Here is a 15,220-nt window from a genome sequence, read left to right on the forward strand (position 1 = left end):
TCGGCTGGGGCGCGTGGCCCCCGTTCGCCGCGCAGCCTAAGGTCAACGCGCGTAGCCCGACAGGGGGTTCGTGGTTACGTCCTGGTTTCCCTTTGCCGCTCCGCCCCGCCGGGACCCCCGCCTCGGCCCCGCCGGCCCCCTCCCTCCGCCGCACCGGGACCTCCCCCTCCCGCGGTGCCGGGACTTCGCTCCGGCGGCCCCGTACCCTCGTACGCATGAGCAGCGACGACACCGTACGGCCGGTCCCCTCCCGTTCCCTCGAGACCCGCTCCGCGCTCGACCCGGAGCAGGCCGAGGCCGTGCTCGCACTGCTCGCCGAGGCCGCCCGCGTCGACGGGCAGCAGCCGGTGTCCGAGCAGGGCCGGCTGCAGCTCCACGGCGGCCCGCGCGAGGGCGTGTCGCACCTGCTGCTGACCGCCGGGGGCGAACTGGTCGGGTACGGCCAGCTGGAGGACACCGACCCGGTGGAGGCGCCGGCCGCCGAACTGGTCGTCCACCCGGCGCACCGCGGGCACGGGCACGGCCGGGCGCTGGGCTCGGCGGTGCTCGCCGCCTCGGGCAAGCGGCTGCGGGTGTGGGCGCACGGCGGGCACTCCGCCGCCCGGCATCTCGCCCAGGTGCTCGGCCTCACCCTGTTCCGTGAACTGCGCCAGATGCGGCGGCCCTTGACCGACCCGGAGCTGTCCGAGCCGGTGCTGCCGGAGGGCGTGAGCGTGCGGCCCTTCGTGCCCGGCAAGGACGACGCGGCCTGGCTCGCGGTCAACGCGGCCGCGTTCGCGCACCACCCCGAGCAGGGCTCGCTGACCCAGCGCGACCTGGACGACCGCAAGGCCCTGCCGTGGTTCGACCCGGCCGGGTTCTTCCTGGCGGAGCGGCGCGGGGAGCTGGTGGGCTTCCACTGGACCAAGGTGCACGCCGAGGAGGCGCTCGGCGAGGTGTACGTGCTCGGCGTCCGGCCGGGCGAGCAGGGCGGCGGGCTCGGCAAGGCCCTGACCCTGATCGGCCTGCGCCACCTGGCGGCGCAGGGGCTGCCGACGGCCATGCTCTACGTCGACGCCGACAACAAGGCGGCGGTCGCGGTGTACGAGCGGCTCGGCTTCACGACGTACGAGACCGACCTGATGTACCGCACCGAAACCTGACGAACCGGGGCGCGGACGGCGCCCGGCGCGCACCCGAGGGGTGGCCGGCTTGACGGCCACCCCTCTCTTGCACCACCCTTTCACTACTCAATTAGTGAAAGGGTGGTTCAACGCGTGGTCGAATACCGCATCGACCGGCACAGCGGGGTCGCCACCTACGTCCAGATCGTCCAGCAGACCAAACAGGCCCTCCGGCTGGGCCTGCTGCGCCCGGGCGACCGGCTGCCGACGGCCCGCGAGGTCGTCGAGGCCACCGCCATCAACCCCAACACGGTCCTCAAGGCCTACCGCGAGCTGGAACGGGAGGGCCTGGTCGAGGCGCGGCGCGGACTGGGCACCTTCGTCCGCCGCTCGCTGGGCGCCGCCCCCGCCGACTCCCCCCTGCGGGCGGAGCTGGAGCAGTGGACGGCGCGGGCCGCCGAGGCGGGCCTGGACCGGGACGACGTGGCGGCCCTCTTCACCGCCGTACTCGACAAGCACTTCCAGGGAGAACGTTCATGAGCGACACGGCTCTGGAGGCCACCGGCCTCGGCAAGCGCTTCGGGCGCAGGGGAGGCTGGGCGCTGCGCGAGTGCGGCTTCCGGCTGCCCGCCGGGCGGGTGTGCGCCGTCGTCGGGCCCAACGGCGCCGGCAAGTCCACGCTGCTCGCCCTCGCCGCGGGACTGCTCCCCGCCACCGAGGGCCGGCTGACCGTGCTCGGCGCCGCGCCCGCCGCGGCCCGCGCCCGGGTGGGCTACGTCGCCCAGGACAAGCCGCTGTACCCGCAGCTCACGGTCGCGGAGACGCTGCGCATGGGCGCCGACCTCAACCCCGAGCGCTGGGACGCGGGGACCGCCGACCGGATCGTGGCCGCCGGCCCGCTGGATCCCGGGGCCCGCATACGCGCGCTGTCCGGCGGCCAGCGCACCCGGGTCGCGCTCGCCCTGGCCCTCGGCAAGCGCCCCGAACTGCTGCTCCTGGACGAGCCGATGGCCGACCTGGACCCGCTCGCCCGGCACGAGCTGATGGGCGCCCTGATGGCCGAGGCCGCCCAGCACGGCACCACGATCGTGATGTCCTCGCACGTGGTCGCCGAGCTGGAGGACTCCTGCGACCACCTGCTGCTGGTCGGCGACGGCCGGGTCCGGCTGGCCGGCGAGATCGACGACCTGCTCGCCGCCCACCGGCGGATCAGCGGGCCCGCCGAGAACACGCGCCTGGACGCGCACACCGTGGTCGAGGACCGGGTCACCGGCCGCCAGCGGACCGCGCTGATCCGCCCCGCCGGCCCGCTCGGCGGCGACTGGCGCTCCTCGGCGCCCACCCTGGAGGAACTGGTCCTCGCCCATCTGCGCAACCCGCAGGCCCCCGCCCTCACCACCGCGCCGGCCGCGACCGAGGAGAGCGCCGCATGAGCGCCGCCACCGCCCCGGCCGCCGTCCGGAACCACGCCGCGCGGCCCCGCACGGCCCGCTGGCTGCTGCGCCTGCACCGCCCCGCGCTCGTCGTCTGGACCGGCCTGGCGGTCCTCGGCGCCGCGCTGCTGCTGTGGCTCGCCGGACCGCTCACCGACGCGGCCGCGGAGGGCTGGCGGCAGTACAACGCCTGCGAGTGGTCCGAGAAGTGCCCCTACGCCCAGGACGCGATCCTGCGCTACAAGGACGTCTACAACTACCTCACGCTGTCCCTCGCCGCGCTGCCGTTCCTCGTGGCCGCCTGGGCCGGCGCCGCGCTCACCGGCCGCGAGCTGGAGTCCGGCACCGCCCGCCTCGCCTGGACCCAGGGCATCACGCCCGTCCGCTGGCTGGCGACCCGGCTGGCCCTGCCCGCCGCCGCGGTCGCCGCGGGCACGAGCCTGCTGGTGTTCCTGCACCGCCGGGCCTGGTCGGCCGCCGACGGCCGTGTCGACACCGTCAAGAGCTGGGCCGACTTCTGGACCTTCCACACCAACGGCCCCACCACCGTCGCCCTCGCCCTGGCCGCCCTCGCCGGGGGCGCCCTCACCGGCCTGGCCCTGGGCCGCGCCCTGCCCGCGCTCGCCGTCTCCGTCAGCCTCACCGCGGGCGTCTGGGGCCTGGCGCAGTGGCTCATGCCGCACCTGTGGCCGCCCGTCACCCGCGTGACCGGCCTCGAGCGCGGCTACGCCGCCCCGTACTCCGGTGTGGAGGTCGCCAAGGGCCTGGTCACCCGCGGCGGCGGGCACATCCCCGAGCCCGAGTGCTACGCGGCCACCACGGAAGGGTGCGCACGGGCGTTCCGCGAACAGGGCGCCGTCGGCTGGTTCCACACCTACCACCCCGCCTCCCACTACTGGCCACTCCAGCTCACCACCAGCGCCCTCGTGCTGGCCCTGGCCGTCGTGTTCGCCCTGGCCGCGTTCCGCGTGCTCGGGCGCCTGGCCGGGTCGTCACGGGCCGGGAAGGCGGCCGCCGCGTGAGCGCCGTCCTCCAGGGCCTGCCCCGCACCGTGCTGCGGCTGCACCGCACCGCCCTGCTCGGGTGGGCCGCCGCCGTCGCCTCCCTGACCGGCTGGCTGGTGTGGCTGAACGAGGTCACCGCCGGCTCCGTCCTGGACTCCCTGGCCCGGTGCCGCCGCACCGACCTGTGCCACGACGCCTTCACCGGCCTCGGCTACAGCGAGCCGACCGGCTGGATCGGCACCCTCGTCAGCCACAGCTTCCTCGCCGTCGCCGCCTTCGCGGGCGGCGCGCTGATCGGCCGGGAACTGGAGTCCGGCACCGCCCGCCTCGCCTGGACCCAGGGCGTCACACCCACCCGCTGGCTGACCGCCAAGCTCGCCCTGCCGGCCCTGGCCGTCACGGCCGGCGGCACCGTCCTGGTGCTCGTGTACCGCTGGGGCTGGGGAGCCCACCGCTCCCTCATGGGCGACCGGTGGTCCACCGGCGACGTCTTCGTCGCCCGCGGCCCGCTCACCGTGGCGTACGGCCTGTGCGCGCTGGCCGTCGGCGCCCTCGCGGCGCTGCTGCTGCGCCGGACCCTGGCCGCGCTCGGCGCCGCCGTCGCCGCGACGTGGCTGGTCGACGTGCTGCTCACCGAGTACCGCGCGGATCTGTGGCCGAAGCTCACCCGCACCTCCCCGACGCCGTTCACGCTGCCGGACGGCGCCTGGCAGGTGGACCGGGGACGGAACGCCGGCGGCGAATTCGCCGTCTACCACCCCGCGTCCCACTTCTGGCCTCTGCACCTCGTGGAGACGGGCGTCGTGCTGGCCCTGACCACGCTGGCGACGACGGCCGCCTTCCTGGTGCTGCGGCGCCGGGCCGCCTGAGCAGACCCGGGTGCGCGTCCCTTCCACGGGGGGAGGGACGCGCACCCGGGGGCCGCTCCGCGATATCCGGGACGTCATGTCTCCGTAACCATCGATTCAGACTGGCTTGCGACGCTCGGCCAATGAAGCCCGCCGTGCCAGAGCCTTCGCCGCCCCCCGAGGGGCTCGCGGTGAACGGAGCCGTGACGCTCCCGCCCGCACGTTCCGACGCGCCTGTCTCGCGCGTGGCGCGGAAGAATGGTGTCATGAGTCAGCAAGACACCCAGGCAGAGGCCCAGCACACGCAGCCCTCCGTGGGCTCCATCGCCGCGCACCGGTCCCATACGGTCGCCGCGACCGTTTCCGACCTGGAACCCGACCTCGACGCCGACCTCGACGCCTACGAAGAGGCGCCGAACGACGGGGCGCCGCTGCCCCAGGGTCGTTTCCTGGACCGGGAGCGAAGCTGGCTCGCCTTCAACGAACGCGTCCTCGAACTGGCCGAGGACCCGAACACCCCCCTGCTGGAGCGCGCCAACTTCCTGGCGATCTTCGCCAGCAACCTGGACGAGTTCTTCATGGTCCGGGTGGCGGGCCTGAAGCGCCGCATCGCCACCGGTGTCGCCACCCGCTCCGCGTCCGGCCTCCAGCCGCGCGAGGTGCTGGAGATGATCTGGGCCCGCTCGCGCGAGCTGATGGCCAGGCACGCCGCCTGCTACCACGAGGACGTGGCCCCCGCGCTCGCCGACGAGGGCATCCACCTGGTCCGGTGGAACGAGCTGGCCGAGAAGGAGCAGGCACGCCTCTTCACGCTCTTCCGGCACCAGATCTTCCCCGTGCTCACCCCGCTGGCCGTCGACCCCGCGCACCCCTTCCCGTACATCTCCGGCCTGTCCCTGAACCTGGCCGTCATCGTGCGCAACCCGGTCAGCGGCAACAAGCACTTCGCCCGCGTGAAGGTGCCGCCGCTGCTGTCCCGCTTCCTGGAGGCCGCCCCGGGCCGCTACGTCCCGCTCGAGGACGTCATCGCCGCGCACCTGGAGGAGCTGTTCCCGGGCATGGAGGTGCTGGAGCACCACGCCTTCCGGCTCACCCGCAACGAGGACCTCGAGGTCGAGGAGGACGACGCCGAGAACCTGCTCCAGGCCCTGGAGAAGGAGCTCATGCGGCGCCGCTTCGGGCCGCCGGTGCGCCTGGAGGTCGAGGAGTCCATCGACCGCGAGGTGCTGGACCTGCTGGTCCGCGAGCTGAAGATCACCGAGGCCGAGGTGTACCCGCTGCCCGGCCCCCTGGACCTCACCGGTCTCTTCCGCATCCACAGCCTCGACCGGCCGGAGCTGAAGTACCCGAAGTTCGTCGCGGGCACCAACCGCGACCTGGCCGAGGTGGAGTCCGCCTCCGCGCCGGACATCTTCGCCGCCCTGCGCACCCGTGACGTGCTGCTGCACCACCCGTACGACTCCTTCTCCACCTCCGTGCAGGCCTTCCTGGAGCAGGCGGCCGGCGACCCGGACGTGCTGGCGATCAAGCAGACCCTGTACCGCACCTCCGGCGACTCCCCGATAGTCGACGCGCTCATCGACGCCGCCGAGTCCGGCAAGCAGGTCCTCGTCCTAGTCGAGATCAAGGCCCGCTTCGACGAGCACGCCAACATCAAGTGGGCGCGCAAGCTGGAGGAGGCCGGTTGCCACGTGGTCTACGGCCTGGTCGGCCTCAAGACCCACTGCAAGCTCTCCCTGGTGGTCCGTCAGGAGGGCGAGACCCTCCGCCGCTACAGCCACGTCGGCACCGGCAACTACCACCCGAAGACGGCCCGGCTGTACGAGGACCTCGGCCTGCTCACCGCCGACCCGCAGGTCGGCGCGGACCTCTCCGACCTCTTCAACCGGCTGTCCGGCTACTCCCGCCGGGAGACCTACCGCCGCCTCCTGGTCGCCCCCAAGTCGCTGCGCGACGGCCTGATAGCGCGCATCGAAAAGGAGGCCCAGCACCACCGGGCCGGCCGCCCCGCCTTCGTGCGCATCAAGGTCAACTCGATGGTCGACGAGGCGGTCATCGACGCGCTGTACCGCGCCTCCCAGGCCGGCGTCCCGGTGGACGTGTGGGTGCGGGGCATCTGCGCCGTCCGCCCCGGCGTCGCGGGCCTGTCGGAGAACATCCGGGTCCGCTCCATCCTCGGCCGCTTCCTCGAGCACTCCCGGGTGTTCGGCTTCGGCAACGGCGGCGAGCCCGAGGTGTGGATCGGCAGCGCCGACATGATGCACCGCAACCTCGACCGGCGCATCGAGGCCCTGGTCCGGGTCACCGACCCCGGCCACCGGGCGGCCCTGAACCGGCTGCTCGACACCGGCATGTCCGACACCACCGCCTCCTGGCACCTCGGCCCCGACGGCGAGTGGACCCGGCACGCGACCGACGCCGACGGACAGCCCCTGCGCAACGTCCAGGAGATGCTCATAGACGCCCGGAGGCGCCGGCGTGGCACAGCAACACCCTGACCCGACGGACCCCACGGCCCAGGCGGTGACCGGGGACGCCCTCGCGGGCTACCTCCGCGCCCGGGCCACGGAGTTCCTCCGCGCGCTGCGCACGCACCGGGAGACCGGCGGCACGACCGCGGGCGGCGCGGAGGAGTCCGTCGACGCGGCGCTGCTGCTGCGCCGCTCGGCCCGCCGCATCAGCGCCAGCCTGCACACCTTCCGGCCGCTGCTCGACCCGGACTGGTCCGAGGAGCTGCGCCCGGAACTGGCCTGGCTGTCGGGCACCCTGAAACTGGAGCACGCCTACGAGGCCCGTCTGGAACGGCTGCTGCAGGCCCTGAACCGGCTCTCGGGCACCGCGGCGCTGCCGCCCCGGCCCGTGGCCGCGGTGGCCTTCGGCACCCTGTCCGCCGGGGTGGCGCTCGTCCCGGCGGACGCGGGTCCGCCCGGGCCGGGCGGGACCGCCCGGCCGGCGTCCGCCCCGGAACGGGGCAGTCTGACGGTCGGCGCGGCCAAGGCGGGGGCCCTGCTGGAACGCCAGCTCACCCTCGCCCGGACCCGGGCCCACTCCACCGCCCTGCAGGCCCTCGGCTCCTCCCGCTTCCACGCGGTCGCCGACAAGGTGGCCTTACTGGCGAGCGAGGTCCCGCTCACCCCCCACGCGCCCGGCGCCGCGCTGCACCCCCTCGCCGCGGCGGCCGAGGAACGCCTCACCCAGGCCGTCACCGCCCTGCCGCTGCTCACAGCAGGCCACCCCTACAACGCGGAGGCCCTCGTCCACGGCCTGTCCCCGGACCCGTCCCCGCACCCCCAGGACGGCCCCTGGCACCAGGTCCGCCTGCTGCTGCGCCTGCACCGCTACGCCCGCGAGGTGCTGCACGGCGGCAACTCCCCCGTCGACGTGACGCTGCTGACGGCGGGCCAGGCGCTGAACCGGCACCGGGACGCCTCGGAGGCCGCCGCGGCGGCGGCCCAGGCGGCCCGCACCCCCCGGATCGCCCCGGCCACGGCGTACGCGCTGGGCGTGCTCCACGCCGACCAGCGGCACGAGGTGGAGGCGGCCCGGTTCGCCTTCCAGCAGGCCTGGCAGAAGCAGACGGTCGGCGCGTCCTGAACCCACGCGAGGAGGCGGTGTGAACACCATGGTCGAGGCGGCGGGCTGCGTCCTGTGGCGCCGCTCGCCGGCCGCCGGCGGCCTGGAGCTCTGCCTGGTCCACCGGCCCAAGTACGACGACTGGTCCCACCCGAAGGGCAAGCTGAAGCGGGGCGAGGACGCGCTCGCGGGCGCCCTGCGCGAGGTCGCGGAGGAGACCGGGTACACGGCGGAGCCCGGCTCCGAGCTGCCGACCCTGAGCTACCTGGCCAACGGCCGTCCCAAACGGGTGCGTTACTGGGCGGCCGAGGCCACCGCGGGAGCCTTCGCCCCGAACGACGAGGTGGACCGCATCCTGTGGCTCTCCCCCGCCGAAGCCCGCCTCCGGCTGGCCCAGCCCCGCGACCGCGACCTCGTCGAGGCCCTCACCCGCCGCCTCGAACACCGCTGACCCCCGCCCGGGGTGCGCCCTGCCCACGGCCGCGCACCGGGGAGGTCCGCTTCACGCCGGCTCCGTGTGCGCCTCCGCGTCCGCTCTGGCGAGGCTGCGGGCACGGCGGGCCGGGCCGCGCCAGCCGCAGCTGCAGCGGGCCACGCAGAAGCGGCCCTGCTCGGTCGTCGTCGTGAGGTGTTCCTGCCCCTGCCGGGCTCGCCCCGGCCCGTCCTGCTGCACCACGGTGACAACGGTACGGCAGCGCGTGACGGTGCTCCCTACCGGTCGTTAACCCGGGAAGACAGGGGGCCCGTGACGGACCTACCGGCTGGGGGTTTCACGCGATGGATCGGCGGCAGTACAGGCGCGCGGGAAGGACCGCCCTCGCGGTGGGAGTCATGCTCGGGCTAGGGGCGGCCGCCACCGGGTGCACCGGTGACCGGGCCGCCGCCGAGGGCGCGCACGGCGCGGGCGGTGATCCGGTGGCCGTGCTGCGGCGGGCCGCCGACACCCTGCGCGAGGCGGGCAGTTCCAGGGCGGCCACGTCCATGGAGATGGCGACCGGCGGCACCCGGGTCACCATCCGCGGCCAGGGCGGCTACGACTTCAGACGCCGGCTCGGGCAGCTCACCGTGGTGCTGCCGGACGACCCGGCGGGCACCCCCGAGCACCGGCCCATCACCGAGCTCCTCGCACCGGGCGCCCTGTTCATGAAGAACCGGGGCGCGGGCGTGCCGGCGGACAAGTGGGTACGGGTGGAGACCGCCGGCCTGTCCGACGGCAACCTGGTGACCGGCGGCGCCACCGACCCGTACGCGGCGGCGGAGGTGCTGCGGGGCACGCGCACGGCCACGTACCTGGGGCGGACCGAGGTCGGCGGGACCCCGGTGCGGCACTACCGGGGCACGGCGGACCTGTCCCGCGCGTCGGCGGGCGCCTCGGCGGACAACCGGGCGTCGCTGGCCGCGGCGGCGAAGGGGTTCGCCACGGCGGACGTGCCGTTCGACGCCTACCTCGACGACCAGGGCCGCATCCGCAAGCTGCGCCAGCGCTTCAGCTTCGTCAACGGGCGCGAGAAGACTCCGGTGGCGGTCGCCTCGACCACGCTGCTGTCCGGGTTCGGCACCCCCGTCGACGTGCGGCTGCCGAGCCCCGGGGACATCTACGCGGGCCGCGTCGCCGAGAGCGCGGCCGGCCGGGAGACCGGCGCCGGGGGCGAGATCCAGTCAGGGCACTAGTCAGTGACGCGCCTGTCGAACTAGCCCGTCCGTGCCATGCGCGGTGTGTGGAGCGCTGCCTACTCTAGGAAGCCGGTGACGGCAGAGACGAGGTGACGCACGTGGCTCCGCTCGGCGGTACGGCAGTTCAGGACCACGTGGCCCTCGCCGAGATCGAACTGTGCGGGGAACTGATCATCGCCGCCTCGGCCGCCGAGGACCGGCTGAGCCTGGAGAGCATCGACGAGGTGCTGCGGGTGGCCGAGGAGCGGAAACCCGCCGATCGCCCCCGGGGCCGGGACCGGCGCTGACCCCGGCGGCGGGCCCGGATCAGGTGCGCAGCAGCCGGCCGATCGCCTTCGTCGCCTCGTCCACCTTGGCCTCGATCTCGTCCCCGCCCTTGAGGGCCGCGTCCGCCACGCAGTGCCGCAGGTGTTCCTCCAGCAGTTGCAGGGCGAAGGACTGCAGGGCCTTGGTGGAAGCCGACACCTGGGTGAGTATGTCGATGCAGTACGTGTCCTCCTCCACCATGCGCTGCAGGCCGCGGATCTGGCCCTCGATGCGGCGCAGCCGCTTGAGGTGCTCGTCCTTCTGCTTGTGGTAACCGTGCGTGGCGCCGGCCTCGGTCGTCGTCATCACGGGCCTCCATGTCGGGACGAGCTGCGGATACATACCCCTACTGGGTATATGGTAACGAATTTCGCGGGGTAGAGGGCCCCTGGGGACGCCCCCGTGCTGATCGTTCCGAACGATGGGCGACACTGGGAGACGGCCCGATAGCCGTGGCCGGATGTTGCGCCTAGCATCAGCCTGACCGAAACCGAAGCACCTAGAGGACCCCAAGTGCGCTTTCGTCTGACCCCCAGGGAGACGAGCTTCTACGACATGTTCGCCGCATCCGCGGACAACATCGTCACCGGCTCGAAGCTCCTGATGGAACTGCTCGGGGCGGACGCTTCCGCCCGGGCCGAGATCGCAGAGCGTATGCGGGCCGCGGAACACGCAGGTGACGACGCCACGCACGCGATCTTCCACCAGCTGAACTCCTCCTTCATCACGCCCTTCGACCGTGAGGACATCTACACCCTCGCCGGGTCCCTGGACGACATCATGGACTTCATGGAGGAGGCCGTCGACCTGGTCGTCCTCTACAACGTCGAGGAGCTGCCGAAGGGCGTCGAGCAGCAGATCGAGGTGCTGGCCAGGGCGGCCGAGCTGACCGCGGAGGCGATGCCGAACCTCCGCACCATGGACAACCTCACCGAGTACTGGATCGAGGTCAACCGGCTCGAGAACCAGGCCGACCAGATCCACCGCAAGCTGCTGGCGCACCTCTTCAACGGCAAGTACGACGCCATCGAGGTCCTCAAGCTGAAGCAGATCGTGGACGTGCTCGAGGAGGCGGCGGACGCGTTCGAGCACGTGGCGAACACGGTGGAGACCATCGCCGTCAAGGAGTCCTGAGGCGTCGATGGACACCTTCGCCCTGATCGTGACCGTAGCGGTCGCGCTCTTCTTCACGTACACGAACGGCTTCCACGACTCCGCGAACGCGATCGCGACCTCGGTGTCGACGCGGGCGCTGACCCCGCGGGCGGCGCTCGCCATGGCCGCGGTGATGAACCTCGCCGGCGCCTTCCTGGGCTCCGGGGTCGCCAAGACCGTCAGCGAGGGCCTGATCGAGACGCCGCAGGGCTCGAAGGGGATGGCCATCCTCTTCGCGGCGCTGATCGGCGCCATCGTCTGGAACCTGCTGACCTGGTACTTCGGCCTGCCCTCGTCGTCATCCCACGCCCTGTTCGGCGGCATGGTGGGCGCGGCGCTCGCGGGCGGCACCGAGGTGCTCTGGAACGGCGTCCTGGACAAGGTCGTCATCCCGATGTTCCTGTCGCCGGTCGTCGGCCTGATCGTCGGCTACCTGGTGATGACGGCCATCATGTGGCTGTTCCGCCGCTCCAACCCGCACAAGGCCAAGCGGGGCTTCCGCATAGCGCAGACGGTGTCGGCGGCCGCCATGGCACTCGGGCACGGTCTGCAGGACGCCCAGAAGACCATGGGTGTCGTGGTGCTGGCCCTGGTCATCTCGGGCCACGAGACCTTCGGCGACCCGATCCCGGTCTGGGTCAAGATCGTCTGCGCCGTGATGCTGTCCCTGGGCACGTACGCCGGCGGCTGGCGGATCATGCGCACCCTGGGCCGCAAGATCATCGAGCTCGACCCCCCGCAGGGGTTCGCGGCCGAGGCGACGGGCGCGTCGATCATGTTCACCACGGCGTTCATCTTCAAGGCGCCGATCTCCACCACCCATGTCATCACCTCGGCGATCATGGGCGTGGGCGCGACGAAGCGGGTGAACGCGGTGCGCTGGGGCGTGGCGAAGAACATCGTCCTGGGCTGGTTCATCACGATGCCGGCCGCGGCCCTGGTCGCCGCCGCGGCCTTCGGGCTGGTGAACCTGACCGTCCTGTAGCCGGCGGCACGCAGAACGCGAACGGGCCCGCCCCCGGAACTCCGGGGGCGGGCCCTTCTGCGTCCTCGCGGTGGCACCGCCATGCAGCACCGCGAGGGGATCTGGGGTTATCCGAAGCGCCCGGAGATGTAGTCCTCCGTGGCCTGCACCGACGGGTTGGAGAAGATCCGCTCGGTGTCGTCGATCTCGATCAGCCGCCCGGGCTGGCCGACCGCCGCCAGGTTGAAGAACGCCGTACGGTCCGACACACGGGCCGCCTGCTGCATGTTGTGCGTCACGATGACGATCGTGAAGCGCTCCTTCAGCTCACCGATGAGGTCCTCGATGGCGAGCGTGGAGATCGGGTCCAGGGCCGAGCACGGCTCGTCCATCAGCAGCACCTTCGGCTCCACGGCGATCGCCCGGGCGATGCACAGCCGCTGCTGCTGACCGCCGGACAGGCCGGAGCCGGGCTTGTTCAGCCGGTCCTTGACCTCGTTCCAGAGGTTCGCGCCCTTCAGCGACTTCTCCACGATGTCGCCCAGCTCGGACTTGCGGTAGCTGCCGTTCAGCCGCAGGCCCGCCGCCACGTTGTCGAAGATCGACATGGTCGGGAACGGGTTCGGCCGCTGGAACACCATGCCGACCTCGCGCCGCACCGACACCGGGTCGATCCCGGCGCCGTACAGGTCCTCGTCGTCCAGCAGCACCTTGCCCTCGACACGGCCGCCGGAGGTCACCTCGTGCATCCGGTTCAGCGTGCGCAGGAACGTCGACTTGCCGCAGCCGGACGGCCCGATGAACGCCGTCACCGAGCGCGGCTCGACCGTCATCGAGATGTCCTCGATCGCCTTGTGGGAGCCGTAGTAAGCGGTCAGTCCGCTCACGTCGATTCGCTTGGCCATAACCACTTCACTTCCAGTCAGTCGCTTGGGGGGTCGCCATGCGGCGGTAGCCGCCATCTCGATGCCTCAGCGACCGGTCTTCGGGGCCTTCCAGCGGGCGATGCCGCGGGCCACCATGTTGAGGATCATCACGAAGGCGATCAGCGTCAGCGAGGCCGCCCACGCGCGGTCGTACGCCGCGTTGGCGCCCGCGCTCTGCGAGTACTGCTGGTAGATGTACAGCGGCAGCGACGCCTGCGCGCCCTCGAAGGGGTTGTTGTTGATGAACGGGTTGCCGAACACCAGCAGCAGCACCGGCGCGGTCTCGCCCGCGATACGGGCGACGGCGAGCATGACGCCGGTGGTGATGCCGCCGAGCGAGGTCGGCAGGACCACCTTCAGGATGGTGCGCCACTTCGGCACGCCCAGCGCCAGCGACGCCTCGCGCAGCTCGTTCGGTACGAGCTTGAGCATCTCCTCGGTGGAGCGGACCACGACGGGCATCATCAGGATGGCCAGCGCGAGCGAGCCGGCGAAGCCGAAGGGCTGCATCTCGAAGATCAGCATCAGGCTGAGGATGAACAGGCCCGCGACGATCGAGGGGATGCCGGTCATCACGTCGACGAAGAACGTGACGGCCTTGGCGAGCCTGCCGCGCCCGTACTCCACCAGGTAGATCGCGGTGAGGATGCCGATCGGCGCGCCGATCAGGGTGGCGAGGCCGACCTGCTCCAGGCTGCCGATGATGGCGGCGTAGATGCCGCCGCCCGGCTCGGAGTCGGCGACGACCCCCATGGAGTGGGTCAGGAAGTAGACGTCGAGGACCTTCACTCCGCGCGCCACGGTCACCCAGATCAGGGAGACCAGCGGGACGACGGCGAGCAGGAAGGCGACCCAGACGAGCGAGGTCGCGACACGGTCCTTCGCCTGGCGGCGGCCCTCGACGCGGGCGGCGATGCCGAACGTGCCGAGGACGAACAGGATCGCGGCGATCAGGCCCCACTGGACCTTGCTGTCCAGGCCGGCGGCGAGGCCGATGCCCACCGCGACCACCAGGGATCCGGCGGCGATGGCCCAGGGGGACCACTTGGGCAGGCTCGCGCCGCGCAACGAACCGGCGCGCTTGTCGGCGAGGCTGGCGGTGCTCATGCGTTGGCCCCCGAGTACTCCTTGCGGCGGGCGATGATCGCGCGGGCCGCACCGTTGACCAGCAGGGTGATGACGAACAGGACCAGACCGGAGGCGATCAGCGCGTCACGGCCGTCCTGCGTCGCCTCGCTGAACTTGCTGGCGATGTTCTGGGCGAAGGTGCCGCCGCCCGGGTCGAGCAGGCTGGCCTGGATGTCGAAGGTCGGGGAGAGCACGGTGGCGACGGCCATCGTCTCGCCGAGGGCGCGGCCGAGGCCGAGCATCGAGGCGGAGATCACGCCGGAGCGGCCGAAGGGCAGCACCGCCATGCGGATGACCTCCCAGCGCGTGGCGCCGAGGGCCAGCGCGGCCTCCTCGTGCATCTGCGGGACCTGCCGGAAGACCTCACGGCTCACGTTGGTGATGATCGGCAGGATCATGATCGCGAGCAGCAGGCCGACGGTGAGCATCGACCGCGGGGCGCCGCCCTGCCAGTCGAAGACGCCGGTCCAGCCGAGGTACTTGTCCAGCCAGCCGTAGAGGCCGGTCATGTGCGGCACGAGGACCAGCGCGCCCCACAGGCCGTACACGATGGACGGCACGGCGGCGAGCAGGTCGATCACGTACGCGACCGGGCCGGCCAGCCTGCGCGGCGCGTAGTGCGTGATGAACAGCGCGATGGCCACCGAGATCGGGACCGCGATGACCATGGCGACGACCGAGGAGACGACCGTGCCGAAGGCCAGCACCGCGATGCCGAACACCGGCGGGGTGAGGTTGGTGTTCCACTCGAAGGTGGTCAGGAAGTTGCCGTGGTCCTTGCTGATCGCGAGCGAGGCGCGGTAGGTGAGGAAGACCGCGATCGCGGCCATGATCACCAGCAGCAGGATGCCCGAGCCTCGGGACAGGCCGAGGAAGACGCGGTCACCGGGGCGGGTCGCGCCACGGGCGCTGCGCGCCTGCTCGGTCAGGGTCGGCTCGGGACTTGGGGGAAGTGCGTCGGTTGGCTTCGTCGATATGTCCATCGGGTTCTCCGGTCTGCGGAGCCGCCTCGACGGGCGGCTCGGTGGAGCCGTACGCCCCGGCGGGGCGGTGCGGCTCCGGGCGGCGGTGCACCGGACGGTGCGGCCCGGCCCCGCGGGGGGCCG

17 protein-coding genes are annotated in these 15,220 nt (G+C 72.6%); 12 read left to right on the forward strand and 5 right to left on the reverse strand.

What is annotated here, in order from left to right; all coding sequences use genetic code 11:
- Window positions 1-215 precede the first annotated feature (215 nt).
- From mshD to ACZ7JA_RS22660, 8 genes are all read left to right on the forward strand, one after another.
- Window positions 216-1,142 (forward strand): mycothiol synthase, encoded by a 927-nt coding sequence (gene mshD / locus ACZ7JA_RS22625; RefSeq protein ID WP_351666144.1) that lies wholly within the window; start codon window positions 216-218, stop codon window positions 1,140-1,142.
- A gap of 114 nt (window positions 1,143-1,256) precedes the next feature.
- On the forward strand, window positions 1,257-1,643 hold the full coding sequence (locus tag ACZ7JA_RS22630; RefSeq protein WP_351666146.1) for a GntR family transcriptional regulator: 387 nt from the start codon (window positions 1,257-1,259) through the stop codon (window positions 1,641-1,643).
- Window positions 1,640-2,536 carry an ABC transporter ATP-binding protein gene (locus ACZ7JA_RS22635; RefSeq protein ID WP_351666148.1) on the forward strand — a complete coding sequence of 299 codons (897 nt, stop codon included), beginning with the start codon at window positions 1,640-1,642 and terminating at the stop codon, window positions 2,534-2,536. The genes ACZ7JA_RS22630 and ACZ7JA_RS22635 overlap by 4 nt, the downstream gene beginning before the upstream one ends.
- Window positions 2,533-3,558, forward strand: a complete 1,026-nt coding sequence (locus ACZ7JA_RS22640) for an ABC transporter permease (RefSeq protein ID WP_470810011.1) — start codon at window positions 2,533-2,535, stop codon at window positions 3,556-3,558. Before ACZ7JA_RS22635 ends, ACZ7JA_RS22640 begins: the two co-directional genes overlap by 4 nt.
- Window positions 3,555-4,409, forward strand: coding sequence for a hypothetical protein (locus ACZ7JA_RS22645; protein ID WP_470810013.1), 855 nt, complete (start codon window positions 3,555-3,557; stop codon window positions 4,407-4,409). Before ACZ7JA_RS22640 ends, ACZ7JA_RS22645 begins: the two co-directional genes overlap by 4 nt.
- Before the next feature lie 245 nt (window positions 4,410-4,654).
- Entirely contained in the window at window positions 4,655-6,886 is a 2,232-nt protein-coding gene (locus ACZ7JA_RS22650; RefSeq protein ID WP_389302859.1) for an RNA degradosome polyphosphate kinase, read from the forward strand.
- Window positions 6,867-7,982, forward strand: coding sequence for a CHAD domain-containing protein (locus ACZ7JA_RS22655; protein ID WP_470810016.1), 1,116 nt, complete (start codon window positions 6,867-6,869; stop codon window positions 7,980-7,982). Before ACZ7JA_RS22650 ends, ACZ7JA_RS22655 begins: the two co-directional genes overlap by 20 nt.
- 28 nt (window positions 7,983-8,010) lie before the next feature.
- Window positions 8,011-8,412, forward strand: a complete 402-nt coding sequence (locus ACZ7JA_RS22660) for an NUDIX hydrolase (RefSeq protein ID WP_470810049.1) — start codon at window positions 8,011-8,013, stop codon at window positions 8,410-8,412.
- Window positions 8,413-8,463: 51 nt separating this feature from the next.
- Here the strand turns inward: ACZ7JA_RS22660 and ACZ7JA_RS22665 are convergent, their stop codons facing one another.
- Complete coding sequence (locus ACZ7JA_RS22665; protein ID WP_351666158.1) at window positions 8,464-8,637, reverse strand: hypothetical protein; 174 nt, start codon at window positions 8,635-8,637, stop codon at window positions 8,464-8,466.
- Between the two features lie 101 nt (window positions 8,638-8,738).
- On the opposite strand from ACZ7JA_RS22665, the gene ACZ7JA_RS22670 reads away from it, so the two are divergent.
- Together ACZ7JA_RS22670 and ACZ7JA_RS22675 are read left to right on the forward strand one after the other, a co-directional pair.
- Window positions 8,739-9,632 (forward strand): SCO4651 family lipoprotein, encoded by an 894-nt coding sequence (locus ACZ7JA_RS22670; protein ID WP_401134624.1) that lies wholly within the window; start codon window positions 8,739-8,741, stop codon window positions 9,630-9,632.
- Between the two features lie 92 nt (window positions 9,633-9,724).
- Window positions 9,725-9,922, forward strand: coding sequence for a hypothetical protein (locus ACZ7JA_RS22675; RefSeq protein ID WP_143630875.1), 198 nt, complete (start codon window positions 9,725-9,727; stop codon window positions 9,920-9,922).
- A 19-nt stretch (window positions 9,923-9,941) separates the two neighbouring features.
- Here the strand turns inward: ACZ7JA_RS22675 and ACZ7JA_RS22680 are convergent, their stop codons facing one another.
- Window positions 9,942-10,247 (reverse strand): metal-sensitive transcriptional regulator, encoded by a 306-nt coding sequence (locus ACZ7JA_RS22680; RefSeq protein WP_201832899.1) that lies wholly within the window; start codon window positions 10,245-10,247, stop codon window positions 9,942-9,944.
- Between the two features lie 207 nt (window positions 10,248-10,454).
- Here ACZ7JA_RS22680 and ACZ7JA_RS22685 point away from each other — a divergent pair, with 207 nt between their 5' ends.
- Window positions 10,455-11,075 carry a DUF47 domain-containing protein gene (locus ACZ7JA_RS22685; RefSeq protein ID WP_351666163.1) on the forward strand — a complete coding sequence of 207 codons (621 nt, stop codon included), beginning with the start codon at window positions 10,455-10,457 and terminating at the stop codon, window positions 11,073-11,075.
- A gap of 7 nt (window positions 11,076-11,082) precedes the next feature.
- Entirely contained in the window at window positions 11,083-12,081 is a 999-nt protein-coding gene (locus ACZ7JA_RS22690) for an inorganic phosphate transporter (RefSeq protein WP_351666165.1), read from the forward strand.
- Between the two features lie 107 nt (window positions 12,082-12,188).
- Here the strand turns inward: ACZ7JA_RS22690 and pstB are convergent, their stop codons facing one another.
- The 3 genes from pstB to pstC all read right to left on the reverse strand — a co-directional run bounded on the left by pstB (window position 12,189) and on the right by pstC (window position 15,097).
- A complete protein-coding gene (gene pstB, locus ACZ7JA_RS22695) occupies window positions 12,189-12,965 on the reverse strand; it encodes a phosphate ABC transporter ATP-binding protein PstB (RefSeq protein WP_351666167.1) in 777 nt (258 codons plus the stop codon).
- Window positions 12,966-13,031: 66 nt separating this feature from the next.
- Window positions 13,032-14,093, reverse strand: coding sequence for a phosphate ABC transporter permease PstA (gene pstA / locus ACZ7JA_RS22700; RefSeq protein WP_351666169.1), 1,062 nt, complete (start codon window positions 14,091-14,093; stop codon window positions 13,032-13,034).
- On the reverse strand, window positions 14,090-15,097 hold the full coding sequence (pstC, locus tag ACZ7JA_RS22705; RefSeq protein ID WP_470810021.1) for a phosphate ABC transporter permease subunit PstC: 1,008 nt from the start codon (window positions 15,095-15,097) through the stop codon (window positions 14,090-14,092). The genes pstA and pstC overlap by 4 nt, the downstream gene beginning before the upstream one ends.
- Between the last annotated feature and the right edge of the window lie 123 nt (window positions 15,098-15,220).

It is taken from the genome of Streptomyces sp. NPDC038135, assembly GCF_055601245.1.

Bases quoted from the DNA above. Each gene is read 5' to 3' on its own strand.
- mshD (WP_351666144.1), top strand. From the start codon at position 216: ATGAGCAGCGACGACACCGTACGGCCGGTCCCCTCCCGTTCCCTCGAG.
- ACZ7JA_RS22670 (WP_401134624.1), top strand. From the start codon at position 8,739: ATGGATCGGCGGCAGTACAGGCGCGCGGGAAGGACCGCCCTCGCGGTG.
- pstC (WP_470810021.1), bottom strand. From the start codon at position 15,097: ATGGACATATCGACGAAGCCAACCGACGCACTTCCCCCAAGTCCCGAG.
- ACZ7JA_RS22660 (WP_470810049.1), top strand. From the start codon at position 8,011: ATGGTCGAGGCGGCGGGCTGCGTCCTGTGGCGCCGCTCGCCGGCCGCC.
- pstB (WP_351666167.1), bottom strand. From the start codon at position 12,965: ATGGCCAAGCGAATCGACGTGAGCGGACTGACCGCTTACTACGGCTCC.
- ACZ7JA_RS22635 (WP_351666148.1), top strand. From the start codon at position 1,640: ATGAGCGACACGGCTCTGGAGGCCACCGGCCTCGGCAAGCGCTTCGGG.
- pstA (WP_351666169.1), bottom strand. From the start codon at position 14,093: ATGAGCACCGCCAGCCTCGCCGACAAGCGCGCCGGTTCGTTGCGCGGC.
- ACZ7JA_RS22650 (WP_389302859.1), top strand. From the start codon at position 4,655: ATGAGTCAGCAAGACACCCAGGCAGAGGCCCAGCACACGCAGCCCTCC.
- ACZ7JA_RS22690 (WP_351666165.1), top strand. From the start codon at position 11,083: ATGGACACCTTCGCCCTGATCGTGACCGTAGCGGTCGCGCTCTTCTTC.
- ACZ7JA_RS22680 (WP_201832899.1), bottom strand. From the start codon at position 10,247: ATGACGACGACCGAGGCCGGCGCCACGCACGGTTACCACAAGCAGAAG.
- ACZ7JA_RS22640 (WP_470810011.1), top strand. From the start codon at position 2,533: ATGAGCGCCGCCACCGCCCCGGCCGCCGTCCGGAACCACGCCGCGCGG.